Origin of the sequence: Streptomyces sp. NPDC050211 (assembly GCF_040656035.1) — a bacterium.
Taxonomy (GTDB): domain Bacteria; phylum Actinomycetota; class Actinomycetes; order Streptomycetales; family Streptomycetaceae; genus Streptomyces.
In genome coordinates, this window is the sequence record NZ_JBFALC010000035.1 from 17,599 (window position 1) to 36,369 (window position 18,771).

The window sequence follows — 18,771 nt, forward strand, 5'->3', positions numbered from 1 at the left end:
AACGGCCCAGGTCGGGTGATCTCGGCCGGGTGGCTGGCACGAGAACAGAGCCCCCTGGGAAGCTCGGGGTCGCGCCGCCACTCGAGTATCAGGAGTCCCTGTTGTTCCAGTCCCGTGTGCCGGTCCCCGCTCCGTCCAAAGCTCCCGCTTGGCGCGGTGCGATCGCCTCGTGCACCGGTTCGGGGTCGGTCGGCCGACTCTTGGAGTCATGCCGCGTCGGGGTTGAGTAGGACGATTTTGCCGATGTGGTGGGCGTCCAGGATGCGATGGGCTTCTGCGGTTTGGTCCATGGGCAGGGTCCGGTCGATGACGACCTGCACCGTTCCGTTCTCGATCAATGGCCATACATGTTCCTGGACTTCGGCCACGATGGCTGCCTTCTGTCCAGCTTGGCGGGAGCGCAGGGTGGTGCCGTGCACGGATGCACGCCTGGCGAGGAGTTCGACGAGGTTGAGTTCGGCCGTCAGGCCGTTCTGCAGCCCGATGACGACCAAGCGCCCGTCGAGGGCCAGGGAGTGGATGTTGCGCGGAAGGTAGTCGCCGCCGATGACGTCGAGGATCACGTCGTAGGGGCCGTGCTCGGCGAAGTCCTCGGTGCGGTAGTTGATCGCGAGGTCGGCGCCGAGTTCTCGGACCCTGGCAGCCTGCTCGGGGCCGCCGACGGTGGTGACGACGCGGGCACCGTGGGCCTTGGCGATCTGAATGGCTGTCGTGCCGATGCCGCCGGCTCCGCCGTGCATGAGGAAGGTCTCGCCTGGCTTCAGCCCACCGGTCATGAAGACGTTGGACCACACCGTTGCGGTGGCTTCCGGCAACGCTGCCGCCTGGACCAGGCTGACGCCCTTGGGCACCGTGAGCAGCTGCCCTTCAGGGACAGCGACCTTCTGCGCGTATCCGCCTCCGGTCAGCAGTGCGCACACCTCGTCGCCGGGCTGCCAACGCGTCACACCCTCGCCGAGAGCGCTGATCCGTCCGGAGACCTCCAGGCCCGGGTAAGGTGACGCTCCCTCCGGAACCGGGTACAGCCCCAGCCGCTGTGCCACATCGGCCCGATTGACGGCGCTGGCAACGACGTCGATGACCACTTCACCCCTCGCGGGGACGGGGTCCTCCACATCGATCCACTGCAGGACTTCCGGCCCACCAGGTTCCTTGATCGAAACTGCTTTCAAGACATTCCTCCGAGCGCGCCGCCTGACGGACGGCACATACGCCGGTCCGACGTTGTGAAAATGCGAGTGAGAGGGCACGCCCGGCAGCTCACGCTGGTCCGGGGCCGCCGCAGAAACTCCGCCCGAGCCTGCCTGTCCAGCCCGCGCACTGGAAACTGACGAGCCCAGGACCCGGACAGCCCTGAGCTCGAAGAACAAGCCACCTGTCACCGACAAGACGCGAGCAGAACCGCCAAACGCCCAGAGACACTTCCCGAGCAGGACCGGTCCGGCCGATGCGGATCAAGGTCAAAGTTGGCGCAGCGTCTCGATGATCTTTGCCGTGACGACCTTGGTGGAAACGGGGTTCTGTCCCGTCACGAGCCTGCCGTCAGCGGTGGCGAAGGGGGTCATCGGGATGGTGGCCTTGACATAGTTCGCGCCCCGCTTGCGGAACTCGTCCTCCACCAGGAACGGCACCCGGCTCTTCACCATGGCGACTCGCTCCTCCGCGGTGGAGAACCCGGTGACCGTGCGGCCCTCGACGAGCAGGGAGCCGTCGGAGAGCGTGATGTTCAGCAGTCCGCAGGCACCATGGCAGACCGAGGAGACCACGCCGCCGTTCTCATAGATATCCCGCGCGACCTGCTGAAGCGCGGCACTGCCGGGGAAGTCCCACATGACGCCATGCCCGCCCGTGTAGAAGATCGCTGCATACTCGGCCGGGTCGACGTCGGCCGCCTTCCTGGTGTGGTCCAGGCTCGACATGAACGCGCGATCGTTCATGTACTTGCGAACCTCTTTGTCGGCCAATCTGACGCTTCGCGGATCCAGCGGTACCTGCCCCCCTTCCGGACTGACGATGTCGACCTCGAATCCAGCCTGGCGGACTCGGTCGTAGAAGTGAACCAGCTCTGCGATCCACAGCCCGGTCCGGTGGGGGTTCGTTCCGTAGGTCGACTGGTTGGTGACCACGGCGAGGATCTTGCTCATCTGTGTGCCTCCGGCGGTGAGGCAGGGCTGTGGCGGCTGCCCGGATCACGAGCTTTTTTCATGGCCACGACCTGCGAAAGAAGAGTGAGACGGCTTGTGAGGAGTCGGCCGCCTCAGTCGCCGTTGTCATAGGTGCCGATGTCGTCCGCGTGCCTCACTGCGCCCGTACGGGGCCGGCTGGCGAAAGCAGCGTCTGGTGCCCCTCCCAGGCGCAAGCGGATATGCGAGGTTCAGGCCAGCTTCTTGAGGATTTCGGCTGCGGCGGGTCCGGCGGAGGCGGGGTTCTGGCCGGTGATCAGGTTGCGGTCGACGACCACGTTCGGGGCCCATGGCTCGCCCTCCTGGTAGTCCGCGCCGATCTCGACCAGACGGTCCTGGAGCAGCCACTTGGCATTGGCCGCAAGGCCCGTCTGGGTCTCCTCGGCGTTGCTGAATCCGGTGAGCCGATAGCCGGCGAAGGCGTTGCCGCCGTCGGCCGTGGTGGCGGCGAGCAGGGCGGCCGGTGCGTGGCAGACCACGCCGAGCGGCTTGCCCGAGGCGAGGGCATGGATGAGGAGCCTGCCGGAGGTGGCGTCGACGGCCAGGTCCTCCATCGGGCCGTGGCCACCGGGGTAGAAGACGACGGCGTAGTCGGCGAGGTCGACGTCCTCCAGCCTGATGGGGTGCTGAATCTCGTCGATCGCGGCGAGGGCGTCCGCCACCTTCTTCGCCCCCACCTCTCCGCCGTTGAACTGCGGCGCCAAGCTGCCCTGGTCCAGAGGCGGTACGACGCCGCCGGGTGTGGCGACGACGATCTCGTGGCCGGCGGCCGTGAACGCCTGGTACGGGGCCACGACCTCCTCGGCCCAGAAGCCGGTCGGGCGCTTGGTGCCGTCCGCCAGCGTCCAGTGGTCGGCGCCGGTCATCACAAAAAGGATCTTCGACATGGTGTGGTGGTCTCCGAGAGCTGGGGGTTCACGCTTTGACGTTTCGACTTCAGAACGTCAGCGCTCCTACCTTCGAAACTAAAGCCGCCGAAGAAATCGCGCCAATGAAGGCATCGATACCAGGTATCGACGAACCGATGCCCTGCACGGGGACGAATGGCAGGTGGCTGCCGTGCGTACCTCGTAGGCTCGACGCCGTGAGCGATCAGGACACTCATGGGTTCGGTCCGCTGGACCTGAACCTGTTGCGCACCTTCCTTGCCGTGCACCGCCTGGGGTCCTTCACCGCCGCTGCACGTCGGCTGGGGCTGTCGCAGTCCACCGTGACCACGCAGATCCGGGCGCTGGAGAACCGTCTGGGCCGTGAACTGTTCGAACGCCGGGCGCACGGTGTCACCTCGCTGCCCCACACGGACGAACTTGCCACGCGACTGTCAGGCCCCCTGGATCAGTTGGCCGACATCACCGGCGAGGAGCCGAGCAGCACCGCGGGACCGGTGCACCTGGCCGGGCCCGCAGAGTTCATGAGTACCCTCGGCCTTCAGACGCTGGCTCCGCTGGTCGCGCAGGGCGTCCGGCTGCGGGTGGCCATCGGACTGACCGAACCGCTGCTCGAGGAAATGCGGGCCGGACGCCACGACCTCGTCGTCGCCACCCGCCGGCCCCGGGGCCGGACGCTGCAGGCCGAACTCCTCGCCGACGAGGAGTTCGTCCTGGTTGCTGCCCCCGTCTGGGCCGAACAGCTCATGGGACAGGAACTGCCTACTGCCCTGGAAAGCCTGCCCATGATCGCCTACGCCGAGGACCTGCCCATCGCCCGCCGCTACTGGCGCCACGCCTTCGACCGCCGCCTGCACGTCCAGGCCGCGATCACCATCCCCGACCTGCGCAGCGTCCTCACCGCCCTCACGGCAGGCGCCGGCTGGAGCGTCGTGCCCAGCTACCTCTGCCGGACCGAACTCGCCTCCGGCGCCCTCCGGCTACTGCACCAGCCGGAGGACCCCCCGATCAACACTGCCTACCTCGTCCAACGCCCAGGCAGTTCCATCAATCCTCACGTCACGCTCGTCCGTGAGCATCTGCTCGCCGCTGCGAAGACCTGGTGAGCCCAAGCCGGTATCCCGAGGTCATGTCGGGCTGGCATCGGGTTGCGTCGCCGGCACTCCCGATCAGCTGGGGGGACGAGCCAACACAGCGCCATTCGTAACGCAGAGTAATAACCCTCTACCGATCGTGAGCTGGTTCTGATCGAACACGGTCCTTGGCCGGGCGATCTCGGCCGGGTGGTGAGTACGGGGCCCCTAGCTCGGGTTTGCGACCACTCGAGTGCCAGGAGATCCTGTTGTTCCAGTCTCGCGTCACGGTCCCCGTCTCGTCCAACTCCCGCATGGCGTTCCCGGTGACTTTGCGGCCTTCCAAAGCCCGTCAGCGACAACATTGCCGCAGGTCAACGGCTTGCGCTGCCGCTAGATGCCGCATCTCAACCGATCATGGAACGTGCGGGTCGAACAGGTTTCCCGCCGGGGGTGATCTTCCCGTTGTGCGCGCATGAAGACAGGGCCTCTCGGTAGCTCGGGGATGCGAATCTGACCGAGCAGCGCCGGGAGGCCCTGGTGTCGTTGTTGTACGCGTCCGAACCCGTTCAGTTCAACTCGGCTGCTCCATCGTGTGATTGCCTCGCGCACGTGTACGGCAACGCGGCCGACCATCCGGACCGGGAACGCCGGTATCCCTCCGACATGACGGACGCGGAATGGGCGGCCGTCCGGCCTTTGCTGCCGGTGCCGGCCTGGCTGAAGGGCCGGGGCGGGCAGCCCGAGGGCTACTGCCACCGCCAGCTGCTGGACGCGATCCGCTACCTGGTCGCGGGCGGGATCTCCTGGCGGGCGATGCCCGCGGACTTCCCCCACTGGGGCCGGGTCTACGCCTTCTTCCGCCGCTGGCGCGAGCACGGGCTGCTCACGGAGTTCCACGACCGGCTGCGCGGACGGGTGCGTGAGCGGGAGGGCCGTGAGGTGGAGCCGACGGCGGGGATCATCGATGCGCAGTCGGTGAAGGCCGCGGCCTCTGTGCCGTCCGTCTCGCGCGGCTGGGACGGCGGGAAGAAGGTGGGTGGCCGCAAGCGGCACATCGTGACGGACTGTCTCGGTCTGCTGTTGGTCGTCGCGGTGACCGCCGCGAACGTCGGGGACCGGGATGCCGCGATGGGCCTGCTGATGCGGCTGCGGCGCCTGCACCGTGACATCTGCCTGGTCTGGGCCGACGGCGGTTACACCGGCGGCATCGTCGACTGGGCACGGGAGAAACTCGCGCTGACCCTTCAGGTCGTCAAGCGAACCGACGACATGGAGGGGTTCGTGGTGCTGCCGAGGCGCTGGGCAGTAGAGCGCACGTTCGCATGGCTGATGCATTCACGCCGGCTGGCCCGGGACTACGAGACGTTGCCGGCCAGCAGCGAGGCGATGATCCGATGGTCGATGGTCACGCGGATGGGACGGCGCCTGGCACGGCCGCGGGCCGCCGGCCCGCGCTGAACATCCCCGACGTCTCCAGCACGAGCCACCCGCGCTCCGCCAGGCGCCTGGCCTTCGAGCGCACCCCCTCGACCTTCGCCGACGTCGGCTGAAGGCCCAGCACCACCGCGATCTCCTTGGCCTTCACCGGTCCTTGGCCCGCCGACTGCCGCTCCTCGAGCACACCCAGGATCCGCTGATAGTCCGGCGCCAGCACCGTCACCGGCAGTCCTTCGCGCCAAGGCGGCACGATCGAGCCCGGCACCGGCGCAGGTGAGGACACGGCTTCCGTCTCCGCCCTGGTCACAGCGGTGGTCTCGGCAGCCGTGGCCGCCAGGGCCTCGACCAGTTCCTCCCGCGCGATCACCCGCCGGTCCAGCTCGATCTCCGCAGCCTCCAGTACCCCGGACAGCCGCGCGACTTCCTCCCGAAGCCCTTCCACCCGCACACGGGCCGCTGTCTCCCGCTCCTCCAGCATTCCCAGCACCGACGCCATCGCGCACCCCTTGAGCATAGAGGGGAAACAAGACGCCGGATCCCTCCCTCATTCGGAGCTGCACCATGCCTGACCAGCAGAAATCAAGCGATCACGTTCGGTTGAGATACGGCTTCAGGACTGCTGGCGAGTTCTCAACGGTCCGCGGGTGACCTCGACTCGGGCGCATCACGGTTGTTGCTGTGGTGCGGCGTCTTGCTCATGGTGGGCGGCGCCTGCTGCGCCGCCTGGGCCATTTCGCCGAACCTCCGAAAGGAGCGGCGGGGGCCTGAACGGGATGACGACTTTCTGTACTTCGGGCATGTTCGACACTTGGAACCGGCGGCGCTCGAAGAGGTCCTCCGGGACAAAGATCCGTTGCCACCGCTGGCGCGGCAATTGGTGGTGATGAGCGAGATCGCCTGGATCAAGCACCGCCGTGTGCAGTGGTCGCTCATGTTGGCGGTTGCGGGCTGCACCGCCTTCGCTCTCGCGACCGTGGTCGGATGACATACCAGGAAGGCAGGCCGCTGATGAACTTCTGCTCCCTGGTATCCGCCGACGTATGGCGCGACCTCGTGGAACGCGCGCGTCGGCGAACGTTCCGGCGTGGATCCGTGCTGCTGCGAGAAGGGGAGTCGCCGGACTCCGTCATCGCACTGGTCGACGGCTTGGTGAAGGTGACGCAGATCAATGAGTGCGGGGACGAACTGACGCTGACGCTGCGCGGACCAGGCGAAGTGCTTGGGGAAATGGGCGTCTTACTCGGGCGCCCACGCTCGGCCACTGTTACCGCGGTCCGTCCGTGTACAGGCTTCGTTCTGCCGGCTCACGCCTTCCGCGGCTACATAGAGCGTCATCGCCTGGAGACGGTGGTCTACCAGCTGACCGTAGAACGGCTTAACAGCCACGAGCGTTTGCGAGCGGACCTCGCGCACCTGCCACGCGTGGCGCGCATGGCCCGAATCGTCAGTCACCTCGCAGATGAAATCGGCCACCCGTACGGCGACGACGGCCTGGTCGTCGAGTTAGGCATGGTCCGCACGGAGCTGGCCACCATGGCGTCCATGAGTCGCTCATCAGCGCTTGACGCTCTCAGCCAGCTTCAGGCGGCCGGGGTCCTCACACTCGGCCGCCGGAACCTGGTTATCAACGATGTCGCCCACCTCAGGGCAGCCGCCCGGGACGAGAAGGAGCGTCCGGGGGGCATCGGCTGCCAGGGCGACGCCAGCATGTGACTCAGGGCACGCCCGTACCGTCCAGTCCTGGACCATCTCGTCCCTGCTGCTCCACGAGGGTCGTGTTCGCCGCGATTTCGCGGCACAGCACCCGACGAGAGGAGCGGCACATGTTGCCGTCGTGGGAGCCGTTGTGGCCCTACCGGGCCGTACTGGCGGTGGACGCCCGGAACTTCAGTGCGCTGGACAGCAAGGGCATGCAGCAAGTGAACGCCGACATCCTGCCGTTGCTGTCCGAGGCGCTCAGTGCCAGCAACGTGAGCGCTCAGTGGCAGCTGCGGGTGTTCGGCCAGCATGCCGGAGACAGCTACGTCGCCGGCATGGACCCGGAGGTGTTGCCCGCGCTGGTGGGTTGCTTCCCCGGTGCCTTGAGGCAGGCTCTGGGGCGTCGACGCGCGGATAGCCCCGCCAGTACGCCCCTGCAGCTCAGGGTCAGCATTCACGTCGGCCCGCTGCCGCACACCGGGCTGGGCGTACCGATGGTGCACACCCACCGACTCCTGGACGACGACGCACTGCGCACCCTGCTGAACCGTGCGAACCCGGAGATCACCAACACCGCGGTGATCATTTCGCAACGCGTCTACGAGGACGTTTTCGAGAGCGGCTGCGTCAACGGCGATGTCCTGCCCGACCAGTTCATGCGGCACCTGGTGAAGGTGAAGAAGTTCCAGCAGCCGGCCTATGTCCACATCCCCGGCTTCGACTGGCGGCTCGCGGACCCGGACATCTTCGAACCCCTCGACACCACGGATGCGGCCACTCAGCAGCCGGCCCCTGCGCCCGGAGCATCACCGCAGCCGGCACCCCCGGCCCCGGGCACGGTGAGCTTCAGTCACACGGGCGAGCACGGCGTCCAGGCCTACAACCACTTCGGCGCCGGGCGGGGGCAGTGATGATCGACAACGAGCAGGGCCAGCGAGAAGGCACGGAGATCACGTCGCTGTCGGCGGAGCCACCGTCGGGGGAGCCCGTCGAGTCGGCTGCGCCCGCAGGCTCCCCTCCACTGCCAGAGGGCGGTGAGCCGAACGGCCAGACGCAGTCCAGCTCCGTGAGCTTCAGCCACTCCGGTGAGCACGGCATCCAGGCCTACAACCTGCACCTGAATGGTGATCAGGCGATCCCCGTCCCCATCACCGAGAGCGACGCCGACTACAAGGCGAGCCAGGACGGCCGGTTCGTCCCGCCGCGCAACACAGACCAGTGGGAGGCCGCTTCCAAGCTGCTGGACGAATACGGAGTCATCGTGCTCTGCGCAGCCCAGGGCACCGGCCGGCGCACGGCTGCCATACGCCTGCTGCGTACCGTGACCAGCCCTCCGCCGGCTCTCTTCGACCTGGACCCGGAATGGTCCAAGCCCTCGGTCCGCCCGCTGCCGAAAGAGGCGGGGATTGGATGCATCCTCGATCTCTCCGACCTCGCAGAGCAACCTGGCGAGCGGCTCGGCACCGACCTGGTCAGCTACGGGGCGGAGCTGCGCAAGAACAACTCCTTCCTCGTCATCCTGGCCACGCCCGCCGACTGGTACGGCCACTGGGCCGAGCCCACGCTGCCCTTCACCGTCCGGCTGGAATCTCCCGACGCACGGGCCCTCGTCACAGCGGAATTCCGGGCGAACTACCGCGGCGATCGCGTGGCCTGGTTGGACAGGACCGAGTTCGCTGACATCTGGAAGGCCAACCCGTCCGCGCGCGCCGCGTGGCGCCTGGCCGACCGTCTGCTCCGGGCCTCCGGCCCGGAGCAGATCCAGGCGATCGTCAATGAGTTCGGCGACTGGCACACGGAAGTCGAGAAACTCCTCAACAGGAATCGGGCAACGGGGGGCGACGCGCAGCTGCTGTCCACCCGGGTCACAGTCTGGGCCGGCGCCCTGCTGCACGGAGGACAACGCAGGTCGGTCATCAAGGCAGCCGATGACCTCCTGACCCGACTCGGCCTCGAACGCAACCCTGTCAACGTTCTGACCGACGCCACCACATCGAGCCGACTGGACGCCGCGAAGATCACTCGCGACGGAGACCGGGCCTTCCACGACACGCAGAAAGAAGGCCTGCCCACCGCCATCCTGCGTCACCTGTGGGACGAGTTCCCCACCCAGCACGAGCTCCTGCGCAGATGGGCCATCGGCATCGCCGCAGACCGGACCGTCCCGGAAGAGGACGCCCGACTGATCACCACCGCACTGTGGAAACTGGCGGCGCACCGTCCTCGGTGCGCAGCATGCCGACGGCCACCATGAGGTCGACGAGGATTTCCACCTTGCGGCGCTGAGCCTCTTCGGAGTTGGAGAGCATCATCAGCTTGCTCACGAGGCCGATCCGCAGCGCGGGGCCCTGAGCCAGGCGTCTACTCGTCGCCCGGGCGAACCAGGACGTCTGCCACGCCTCGCGCAGCGCCCGGAGGCCCTTCTCCTCGCCTGTCTCCCAGGCTTCGGCCGCTCTTTCCCCCGCTTCCGTGGGACGATAGACGCTCCGCCCCGGCGCGCTCTCGACAAGCCCGTACGCGCGCACGAACGCAAGGACAAGCCCGCAGCGGCGAGCCGGGACTTCGGTGACGCTCTCAAGATCGCGTGCTGTGAAAGGGCCTCTGGCCGCACACGAAGCCCGGGTGATTGCCAGATGCTCATGAGCGAGGACCCGGTCCGTCGGAAGCGGCATTCTGGTTGGCGCGGGGGCATTCCGCCGGGTGTGCGTCACCGCCTGACTCCTTCCTCGTAGGCCCTGCTCCTCAAAGCGCCGGGGATTTCCAGCGCATGAACGCGGGCGTTGACACCCACCAGCTCTTGCCACTTGAATAGCAAGATCCAGGGTGGGGCGCATCCTGTCGGCCGCTCCGTCACACTGTTCACATGCCTGGAGGAAATCGACGTGCCCAAAAGCCGTGCGAGTACGTCGTCGACGGTCTTTGGCCCTACGCCGTGATGGATCACCATCTCGGGGCGCAGGTGGCCCAGGCGGTGGCCCGTGCACTCGCGGAGGCCATGGAGCGCCAGAAGATCAGCGCCAACGCGCTGGCCCAGGCGAGTGACGTCAATCGGCAGGTGATCGCCAACGTGCTGGCCGGCGCCGTGTGGCCCGATCTGCTGACGGTGGTGAATCTGGAGGGTGCTCTCGGGGAACCGCTCTGGCCCAATCACCTGGAGTGGCCGCGGGACGAGAGCGGGCGCAGGGTGCAGCCGCAGGTCGAGGGGATCACCCGGCAGCGGGATGCGGACACGGCGGAACGCGACGAACGCCGCCCTCGAACGTAATGGACACTCGGGCATGACTGTTCGACCCTTCAGGGTTGAGTTGGCCGAACGCCCGGCGCGCGCTACGGGAAGCCGGTAGCGTCGAGGACGGCGACCTATGGGGCGCTGACCGCCGCCGAGTCCAGGCCAGAGGGCTACCAACCAAGAGGCCGGACGCGGCGGCGGTCTTTTGCTGTGAAGTTGTGGCTGGGGTCTCGGGCACACGGACCGCGTCGGCTTGGGGTCAAGCGGCCTGCCAGGGGGCCGCGAGCCGGTAGAAGACGCTCTTGCCGTTGCCCTCGCGCTTGGGCCTCTCGCTCTTGGCCAGCACGCCGCGCTTGCAGAGGTTGTCCAGAACGCAGCGGTTTCGGCGGACGGCCTCGGCGGGTTCGCCGAGGGCCTCGGTGACTGCCCGCGCGCTCCATTCCCGCTGGCCGTCGGTCGAGATCACCTTCATGATGATCACGGATCGCGCTCCCCCGATGAGGACGACCGGATTCCCGGGAGGGAGCTGCGTGGCCTCGGGCGCACCGGTTTCGGAATCGGCGGGAGGCATGGGCGGATTCCCTGAGTCGGGGACGACGCGCAGGTGCGGACTGGGCGACTGGGTTCGAGTGGCACGCAGATGCTGGCCCTCCCGCACGGCCGTGCGCAGGGTTTCCAGAACACGGCTGGCCTCGTCCCGATTGCTGCGGGCATGCTCGAGCTCCGCCTCAAGCTCGGCGATCGACTCGCGCAGCCGGCGCAGTTGCTCTTCGTGGGACTCGATGAGCGCGTCGCACTCGCGGAGCATCTGCTCCAGGTCCTGAGCCACCCAGTCCGCCGAGGGCAGGTGGCCTTCGAGCTGACTCATGGGAGCCACAGTAGAGGTGAGTCAGGCAGGTCGTCTGCCTATATGGCAGAGGAGGACAGACACGGTCAGACCCGGGCGGAGGTGGCGGGTAGACGATCGGTATTGCGCCTAAGCGGACCTGCTGCCCCTCGCCTGTCACCGGACGCAGAGGGCAGAGGGACACGGCCACATCCCCGATGGTGCACGAATGCAAGTCTTAAGCGTCATTGGAATCCGGGGTTGCTCATCAAACCTGGTCTCTCCGGCCGACTGCCATGTCCTGCGGCGTTGTGATGCCATGCCGTTCACACAGTGATGGAGTCGAAGCCCTGTTCAGTGATCTCCTCACGCCCGGAGAGGATCGCGTCGATGGAGGCGGAGCGCACGAGGTGGGCCAGGGCTCCTGCCCAGCCGCCAGTCCTGTGGTGCAGTGCCGGCGCCAGACGGAGCAGGGAGCCGGGCTGGTGATGGCGCAGGCGGAGGGTCTTGTCGAGGGTTTCGACCAGATGTCCCCAATCCGGCCCGTACGGTACGGGGGCTGCCTGCACATGAGCCAGACGTCCCTGACCTGCCTCGTGCTCTGACGCGAACGGGTTCTCCGCGGTGCCTGAGGCGGCGTAGACGAAGAGGGCAGGTACCTGGTCGGCCAGGAAATGCAGCGCCTCAAACGCGTGTGACTTTCGGGAAGTTGGGGCTGCTGGGCAGGCGTCGTCCACCAGGACCAGACCGGCGTTCGATGAGACCAGGGCTTCCTGTACCGCCTCGGAGACGGCGGCTGTGCTCGTCCTGCTTGGGCAAGGAGGAAGGCCGACGAGCTTCCCCAGTCGGAGGAGTGCCGTCCGGTCACTGTCGGCTGGGTGAAGACGCAGGTAAACGGCCGGGCCGGACGGAAGGCCGGTGAAGGCCGTCTGAGCGAAGTGCCGACCCATTTCCTGCAGGGCAGTGGTCTTTCCGCTGCGGGGCGGCCCAGTGATCAACAGCCCCTGTCTGCCGCCTGCGGGAGTCCGGTTCAGCATGGCGAGCCGGGCGCCGAGCAGGAGCACCTCCTGGAGGAGCGGTGTGCGCAGGATGGGGAGTTGAGCGTGATAGGACAGCCGCTCCTGGATCGAGTCCAGTTCAAGCGACGACTCCCGAGCCGGGGCATACCGCAGAGAACGGTGCGTGATGCCGGTGCTCCCCCAAGCCCGCCTGGATGGCGGTGGCCCCACGCCGTTCATGGCCAGGGGCACCTGCAACCAGGCATCCGCACTCGAACACACCCACACCTGATGCAAGTTGTATGGGTCAAATCGGACTTCGACGGGGCCAGTTGACCGCAAGGCGGCGAGCTCGGCGTGGAAGTAGTGGCGCCCTTTGACGAGCACACCCCTCTCCGTCACGTGACGGGTCACGCTGGGCAGAAGGCGCCCCACCGCGTGCCTGCCCAGTGGCAGATGCACCCACCCCAGCCTGGCGACACAGGCCTCGTACGCCGAAGAGGGCGTTGCGTGTCGGCGGCGGCCCCCTGTCGCCTGCAGCCTCCACTGGGGCTGGTGCTGCCAGACCGACTCCACCCACTGCTCGGCCCGATCCTGCAACCAGCCGATGAGGGAGACGTCGTCATGGGATGGGTCCCCCGTCAGAGTAGTCAGCTCCGTGCTGAAGAGGGTGACGAGTCTGCGGGTGATGCGCTCTCCGGCTGCCTTGTCCACCGGGCGGCGCCTCTCGATCCGGATGCCCATGGCGTGGCACTCGTCCAGGAACTCGTGTCCCCGGCGCATCCGCAAACTGTCGAACACCAGCGACTCAGGAAGGATCAGCGGCACGGCCACGCGCTCATCGCCACTCCGGTGCGCTTTACGCTGAGCAGGTGGACCGCACAGACGGGCCAGCAGAGTCGGTCCGTCCGCTCCCTCTTGGGACGTGTGCACCATCAACGTGCAGATCATCCGCGTCAGTTCGTCGACCGCGACCGTCATCCGCACTGAGCGCAGGGAGTGGCGGGCAAGGTGCGCGGGGAGTGCCAGTTCGAACGTGTCAACGTGTACGCGCTCGCCGGGCCGGGAGAGCCTGATTCCGTTCTCGTCGATCACGGTGATCCCGTCTGCACCGCCGTGCCGGTCACGCACCGCTTTCACCAGCCGCTGGAACGTGGACCGTGAGGGCAACGGCACCGCGCCAGTGCCGTATTGCGTGTCCAGCATGCGACCGACGGACCGCCGGTATTCCTCGGCCGACGCGGTATGCCCCCACCGGGCGTCGTCCGTCATGAGCGTCAGCAGCATCTCCAGAACACGTGGGTCCTGGCGTGAGCCCGGAGCCGGCTCCCGCACAGCCCGCCCGTCGACCAGTCCGTCGATCCCTTCCGCCTGGTATCGCTGACGACGGCGCCGCACGGTGCGCGCGGATACACCGGATAGCCCCGCTGCCGTGAGTTCGGCGGCCTTGGCTGCTTCCCTTTCGCTCAGCGAGCGGACGGCGGGATCATACTCGGCGCGGGGCACGGCATCAGGAGCGGATCCGGGGGGCAGACCGCTGATGACTTCCGTGATGTGCCGTTCCCACCAACGGGCTTGGGCGAGAACCTCCTCGGTCGCCGACGGGACTCGGACCGAAGGAGTACGAGGGCCGCGTGTCAGAACCTCGAAGTCCGTGGACACGACCAGCTCCGCAACCCTGGAACTGGCCATGTTGCCTAGCGGATCTGCTAGTTGGACGAGGTCGTGTTCGAAACCGGCTACCACCCAAGCTCGACCCTCGAACCGCACCTGATCGCCCAGGCCCAGGCGCGGGGGCCACGACACTTCCATCGGCCTTCCTCACGCGGTGTCGTACGGTGACAGCGGGCCCACCACCATGAGCCCACCTTGCCCATAAAACTAAAAAGAACTAAGCAATATGGCGAAAGACCGCCGAGAGAGCCAGGAGCAGGACGGATACCAGGCATCGCCCCGACTCCTCGACACCTTGCGTACCAAGTGACTTCGGTGTCGTCGGTGCGAGGGGTTCGTATGGTGTGACCGTCAGCGGCCCCGGCGGCACGGGCACGTCGTCGTGGGCGCCGATCATCGCGTACGGGTTGGTGAAACAGAACGCGGGCGCGGCGTACCACTCTTCGGGCACGGTGTCGTCGTACCTCCGGGCGACGCCCTCGACATGCAGCAGGTGTCGGCCCGGGATGATGCGCCTGTCTGCCTCGCACCGGACCGGTCAGTGAGTGTCCGCCCGGCTCTAGGTGATCCCGGCGGCCCCGCTCGCCGCTTCCGCGTGTCGCCCCCGGAGCTCTGAAATCACTCCGAAGGCTGCTGCGGTCAGCGGCACAGCGAGGAGCATGCCGAGGATGCCGGCGACCGAGGCACCGGCCGTGAGTGCCATCAGGACCACCGCCGGGTGCATCTGCACCGTGCGGCTGTGGATCATGGGCTGGAGCACGTTCCCCTCGATTGCCTGGACGACGAGAAGCAGGCCGAGGACCCACAGCGCCTTCGTGAGACCGCCGTCCGCGAACGCGACGAGGACCGCGACCGCACCCGACAGGAGTGCACCGAGATAGGGGATGTAAGCGCCGATGAACACCAGCGCGCCGAGCCCGACGGCGTTCGGCACCTGGAGGATCAGCAGAACGACCGTCATGCAGACGGCGTCGATGAAGGCGATGATCGTGGTACCGCGCATGAAGCCCTCGACCGCCTGAAAGGCGCGGCGGGCCATGGCGACAGCGGTGTCCCCGGAGCCGCGGGGTGCGAGGGAGTGCAGCGACGCGACGGCCTTGTCGGAGTCGCGCAGGAAGAAGAACAGCAGCAGGATCGCGAGCACCGCCGTCGCGATCACCTCCGTGAGCAGGCTGACGCCGCTCATCACGCCGGCGACCGCGGTGCCGCCGAACTGGGACGCCAGGTCCTTCGCGTTGGTGGCGATCTCGTCCAGGGAGGTCCCGGCCGCTTCGAACCTGTCGCTGAGCGACTGCGCCGCGTCCCGGAGCGAGGAGATGATCTGGTCTCCGGTGTCGATGAGGGCGGTCACCACGATGTAGGCGGCCCCGCCCATGACCAGGACCACAGCGGCGCAGGTCAGCCCGGCGGCAAGGGACTTGTTGACTTTCACCGCGACCAGTCGCCGGTAGAGCGGGCCGAGCAGGGCCGCGCCGAGCAGCGCCAGCAGAACCGGCGTGACGACGGCCTGGAACGTGACGCAGAACCAGACGATCAGGGAGACGACGCCGCTGAGGAGGAGCACCAGGGCGCTCCCGGCGGCGAGGCGCCGAGCGGGTTCCGGCAGCGGGCTGTGGCGATCCCAGCCCGGCTGCGGTCGATCCGTTCCGGCTTTCTCATCGGCGTGCCGGTATCGCGTTTCGCCCGATGCCTGCGGGGCGGGGGCTCTTCCGGTCGGCCCGGCCGTTCCTCCGTGAAGACCTCTCCGAGGGTCTTCCGTTCGGCTGCTGCTCATCCTGTTCCCGTCCGTCAGATCAGATGCGGCCGCAGGTCGCGCCTGGATGTTCGAGTGTGGCTTCGTGCTCTCGGGCCAGACCGGCTGAGAGGGGGTATGGCTCGCGCCGGGTCGACAGCAACCCTGTGCGTTCCCGAGGAGGGTGGGCCGCGGCGCGGCGTGAAGGGGTTTCTTCGAAGTTGAGCTGTGGAGTCGCCGTGAGATGGGCAGACGGATGCCACTTCTACCGCGGAAGGGCCTGGTCGCCGTCGCCGGACCCGGCCGACCACAGCGCGTACCGTACGAGTCCGCCCACGCATGTCCCGGGCGTCGGCCGCATCAGCGCTGCCCCCAGCGCGCGCACCGGTCAAGTCCGAAGATCCGTCAACCTTGCTCGGGGGCCGGAATCCGGCGCCGCCGCGCGCACGACGACTCGGCCCGGACCATCGTCTCGGTCACCAGGCCGCACCGCGTTGACCATCTGTCAGGTCCGGGGCACCGTCTGTCGCATCGGTGGATTGTGTGGGTCCCCGGCCCGTTCGGGCGGGGACCCACACAGGTCAGGAACGTCGGCGCCGGATCCGCCGCCTGCTGCTCAGGGCGATGGCTCCCGGGGCTGCCTCAGGCGCCGGTCCGCTCGAGCCGACCGGTACGGGCTCATCGGCTTGCCGATCGATCGGGCGGATGCCGGGGCCGCCGTCTGCCCCGTCCGACCTGTCTGCCCCGTCCGACCTGTCTGCCCCGTCCGACCCGTCGGTGCCGCGGGTGCGGTCGCGGCGGGCGATGACCCAGTCGATGCCGATGTGGATCAGCAGGCACACGATGCCCCAGGTGGCGATGGTCCCGAGGTGGCCGGCGGTGCCGGAGCCGTCGAAGTAGACGGTGGCGCGGACGATGTCGACCGCGGCGGGCAGGGGCAGGACGCCGTTCAGGTCGCGGAAGAACTCGGGGACCATGTAGAGGGAGATGCTTCCGCCGGAGGCGGGGATCCCGGCCATCAGGGCGATCACCAGGACGGGGATGACCCCGGCGATGCCGAGGGTGCGGGTGAAGACTCCGGTGAACATCGAGATGCTGAAGATCGTAAGGGCTCCGAAGCCGATCATTGCCCAGCCGTGGCCGTTGATCGCGCCGATCAGGACATCGAACAGGAACCACAGCCACACGGCCATGCCGACCGCATAGCCGGCGAGCATGGGCATAAGCTGCCGCAGGCGCTTGATCTCCGGGGCACCGCCGCGCAGGACCGCCATGACCAGGAATCCGGCCATGATCCAGGACATGGCCACGTACATGCTGTTGCTGCCGCCTGAGTCGGAGTCGTTCAGCGGCTGGACGTCGGTCAGTTCCAGCTGCGTTTTCTGGCTCGCCGAGATCTGCTGGAACATCGACTGCAGCGCGGAGTGCTGACTCGCGCCCGCGGCCGAGGAGGTGTACAGCGTGGCCTCGCCGCCCCTTGAGGTGGGCAGGACGTACACGCCGACGGTCTCGCCCTCGCGGATCTGGTCCGTCGCCGCGTCGAGGGAGGTGCTGGTGGTCAGGGAGAGCAGGTCGCCCAGGCCGTCCTGAAGACCGCGGGCCGCCTGCGTGGCCTGTTCCTGTGAGGCGCCGACGACCACGACGGGCATGTCGCGGACCTGCGGCTGGTGCAGGGAGGCGCCCATCAGGCCGACGACGACGGTGAGGATGGTCAGCGGGAAGGCGGCCACCGCGAAGTACCGGAGCCGCTTGGAGCGCACCGGGCCACCGGCCATCGCGGGCCGGGGGAAGTGGGGGTCGTCGGTCGCCTCGGTGTTTGGAATGGCGAGCCCCTTGCGGCGCTCCACCAGGAGGTTGAGCGCGAGGGCGGCGACGACCCAGACGGCGAGGGTGAGCAGGTGGGTGCCGACGCCACGGCCGTTGAAGTAGACGATGGAGCGCAGCGCCTCGCCCGCGGCCGGCAGCGGCAGCACGTTGTGCAGGAAGCCGAAGAAGCCGGGCATCGAGTGGATCGGCATGGCGAGGTTGGAGGCGGGCACCCCGAAGACCATCCACAGCAGCATGCCGGGCAGCACCGCCAGTCCGCCCATGAGTTTCACGAACAGCAGCTGGCTGAGGGCCACGGCGCCTGTCGCGAGCAGGGCGACCCCGACGAACGCCGGATAATGTCCGTCGATGGCGCCCACGATCGGCCCCAGGATCAGCCAGATCAGCGAGCTGGTCGCCACCGCCCAGCCGGCCAGCAGCGGCAGGAACCTGCGCACGGCGAGCAGATGCGGCACCGCCGCGATCATGCCGCTCAGCGGGGCGTACCCGACCATCATCATGCCGATCGCGGCGAACAGCACCCCGATGCCCGAGCTGTCACCGGCGGGCAGAGGGGCGATGTCCTGGTTCTTCGTGGTCCAGTCGTGGCCGGCTGCCACCGGGGCGAGGAGCTGCTTGACCGTTCCGGCCTGTGAGGCGCCGGCTGCCTGGGCCGTGTAGAGGGTCGCCTCGGTGGCGCCGTCCGCGGGGATCAGCAGGACACCGGCGACGTCACGGTCCTTGAGCAGGTCGAGCGCCTCCGAGCGGTCGGCGACCAGCCGGGGCTCGGCGGCGCCGTCCTCGGCGGACTCCAGCTCGTCGACGACGGACTGGGCCAGGGCCCCCGAACCGACGACGGCGACCGGCATGTCCCGCGTCTTCGGCGAGTGCATGGTGCCCATATACGTCGCGTACATCATCGTGACCATGAGGAACGGCATGACGAAGAGGAAGACGTACTTGACGATCTTCATCTTCCGGTCCGCGTCGGACGTACCCGCCTCGGACGAAACCGGCTCACGCCCGCTCGCTTCGCGGACGGGGGTCGGTGTTTCCATGATGTGCTCCTGATCAATGTGCTGGGGCGCAAGGCGCAGGCGCCTTCTCCGCGCTGTGCGTGGGCATGGGCTGTCAGCCCGACCGGGAGCGCTCTCGCGCAGGGGCAGCTGGCCAGGCTCTGGAGGACTTCGATGTCGATGCGGGTGCGCGCCGAGGGGCGCGCCGC

General features: G+C 67.9%; 16 protein-coding genes and 1 pseudogene. 7 read left to right on the top strand and 10 right to left on the bottom strand.

The window, feature by feature from the left end; translation table 11 throughout:
• Positions 1 to 206 precede the first annotated feature (206 nt).
• From AB0I98_RS29480 to AB0I98_RS29490, 3 genes are all read right to left on the bottom strand, one after another.
• Positions 207 to 1,172 (bottom strand): NAD(P)H-quinone oxidoreductase, encoded by a 966-nt coding sequence (locus tag AB0I98_RS29480; protein ID WP_272122817.1) that lies wholly within the window; start codon positions 1,170 to 1,172, stop codon positions 207 to 209.
• Positions 1,173 to 1,460: 288 nt separating this feature from the next.
• A complete protein-coding gene (locus tag AB0I98_RS29485; RefSeq protein WP_093868131.1) occupies positions 1,461 to 2,144 on the bottom strand; it encodes a type 1 glutamine amidotransferase domain-containing protein in 684 nt (227 codons plus the stop codon).
• A gap of 230 nt (positions 2,145 to 2,374) precedes the next feature.
• Positions 2,375 to 3,070 carry a type 1 glutamine amidotransferase domain-containing protein gene (locus tag AB0I98_RS29490; protein ID WP_184853734.1) on the bottom strand — a complete coding sequence of 232 codons (696 nt, stop codon included), beginning with the start codon at positions 3,068 to 3,070 and terminating at the stop codon, positions 2,375 to 2,377.
• A 197-nt stretch (positions 3,071 to 3,267) separates the two neighbouring features.
• On the opposite strand from AB0I98_RS29490, the gene AB0I98_RS29495 reads away from it, so the two are divergent.
• Both AB0I98_RS29495 and AB0I98_RS29500 read left to right on the top strand, forming a co-directional pair.
• Positions 3,268 to 4,176 carry a LysR family transcriptional regulator gene (locus AB0I98_RS29495; protein WP_362947285.1) on the top strand — a complete coding sequence of 303 codons (909 nt, stop codon included), beginning with the start codon at positions 3,268 to 3,270 and terminating at the stop codon, positions 4,174 to 4,176.
• Between the two features lie 633 nt (positions 4,177 to 4,809).
• On the top strand, positions 4,810 to 5,604 hold the full coding sequence (locus AB0I98_RS29500; RefSeq protein WP_184854225.1) for an IS5 family transposase: 795 nt from the start codon (positions 4,810 to 4,812) through the stop codon (positions 5,602 to 5,604).
• On the opposite strand, the gene AB0I98_RS29505 is transcribed toward AB0I98_RS29500, so the two are convergent.
• Complete coding sequence (locus AB0I98_RS29505; RefSeq protein ID WP_362947288.1) at positions 5,552 to 6,079, bottom strand: hypothetical protein; 528 nt, start codon at positions 6,077 to 6,079, stop codon at positions 5,552 to 5,554. The two genes, AB0I98_RS29500 and AB0I98_RS29505, sit on opposite strands and share 53 nt — an antisense overlap.
• 174 nt (positions 6,080 to 6,253) lie before the next feature.
• Between AB0I98_RS29505 and AB0I98_RS29510 the strand changes: the two genes are divergently transcribed.
• The 4 genes from AB0I98_RS29510 to AB0I98_RS29525 all read left to right on the top strand — a co-directional run bounded on the left by AB0I98_RS29510 (position 6,254) and on the right by AB0I98_RS29525 (position 9,535).
• Positions 6,254 to 6,568, top strand: a complete 315-nt coding sequence (locus AB0I98_RS29510) for a Pycsar system effector family protein (protein ID WP_362947290.1) — start codon at positions 6,254 to 6,256, stop codon at positions 6,566 to 6,568.
• Positions 6,565 to 7,296 carry a Crp/Fnr family transcriptional regulator gene (locus tag AB0I98_RS29515; protein ID WP_362947293.1) on the top strand — a complete coding sequence of 244 codons (732 nt, stop codon included), beginning with the start codon at positions 6,565 to 6,567 and terminating at the stop codon, positions 7,294 to 7,296. The genes AB0I98_RS29510 and AB0I98_RS29515 overlap by 4 nt, the downstream gene beginning before the upstream one ends.
• A gap of 110 nt (positions 7,297 to 7,406) precedes the next feature.
• Complete coding sequence (locus AB0I98_RS29520) at positions 7,407 to 8,192, top strand: hypothetical protein (RefSeq protein WP_362947296.1); 786 nt, start codon at positions 7,407 to 7,409, stop codon at positions 8,190 to 8,192.
• Positions 8,192 to 9,535, top strand: a complete 1,344-nt coding sequence (locus AB0I98_RS29525; RefSeq protein WP_362947298.1) for a hypothetical protein — start codon at positions 8,192 to 8,194, stop codon at positions 9,533 to 9,535. The genes AB0I98_RS29520 and AB0I98_RS29525 overlap by 1 nt, the downstream gene beginning before the upstream one ends.
• Here the strand turns inward: AB0I98_RS29525 and AB0I98_RS29530 are convergent.
• Entirely contained in the window at positions 9,468 to 9,806 is a 339-nt protein-coding gene (locus tag AB0I98_RS29530) for a hypothetical protein (RefSeq protein WP_362947301.1), read from the bottom strand. The genes AB0I98_RS29525 and AB0I98_RS29530 overlap by 68 nt on opposite strands.
• A 338-nt stretch (positions 9,807 to 10,144) precedes the next feature.
• On the opposite strand from AB0I98_RS29530, the gene AB0I98_RS29535 reads away from it, so the two are divergent.
• The gene (locus tag AB0I98_RS29535; RefSeq protein ID WP_362947304.1) at positions 10,145 to 10,546 is read left to right on the top strand and encodes a helix-turn-helix transcriptional regulator; all 402 of its coding nucleotides are present in this window, start codon (positions 10,145 to 10,147) and stop codon (positions 10,544 to 10,546) included.
• Positions 10,547 to 10,769: 223 nt separating this feature from the next.
• On the opposite strand, the gene AB0I98_RS29540 is transcribed toward AB0I98_RS29535, so the two are convergent.
• The 5 genes and pseudogenes from AB0I98_RS29540 to AB0I98_RS29560 form a co-directional block, all read right to left on the bottom strand.
• A complete protein-coding gene (locus AB0I98_RS29540; protein WP_362947307.1) occupies positions 10,770 to 11,378 on the bottom strand; it encodes a hypothetical protein in 609 nt (202 codons plus the stop codon).
• 284 nt (positions 11,379 to 11,662) lie between these two features.
• On the bottom strand, positions 11,663 to 13,996 hold the full coding sequence (locus AB0I98_RS29545; protein ID WP_362947310.1) for a Mu transposase C-terminal domain-containing protein: 2,334 nt from the start codon (positions 13,994 to 13,996) through the stop codon (positions 11,663 to 11,665).
• 370 nt (positions 13,997 to 14,366) lie between these two features.
• Positions 14,367 to 14,495, bottom strand: a pseudogene (locus tag AB0I98_RS29550) (hydroxylase); the annotation flags it as partial.
• Between the two features lie 72 nt (positions 14,496 to 14,567).
• Positions 14,568 to 15,614, bottom strand: a complete 1,047-nt coding sequence (locus AB0I98_RS29555) for an AI-2E family transporter (protein WP_362947452.1) — start codon at positions 15,612 to 15,614, stop codon at positions 14,568 to 14,570.
• Positions 15,615 to 16,321: 707 nt separating this feature from the next.
• On the bottom strand, positions 16,322 to 18,604 hold the full coding sequence (locus AB0I98_RS29560; protein ID WP_362947313.1) for an ABC transporter permease: 2,283 nt from the start codon (positions 18,602 to 18,604) through the stop codon (positions 16,322 to 16,324).
• Between the last annotated feature and the right edge of the window lie 167 nt (positions 18,605 to 18,771).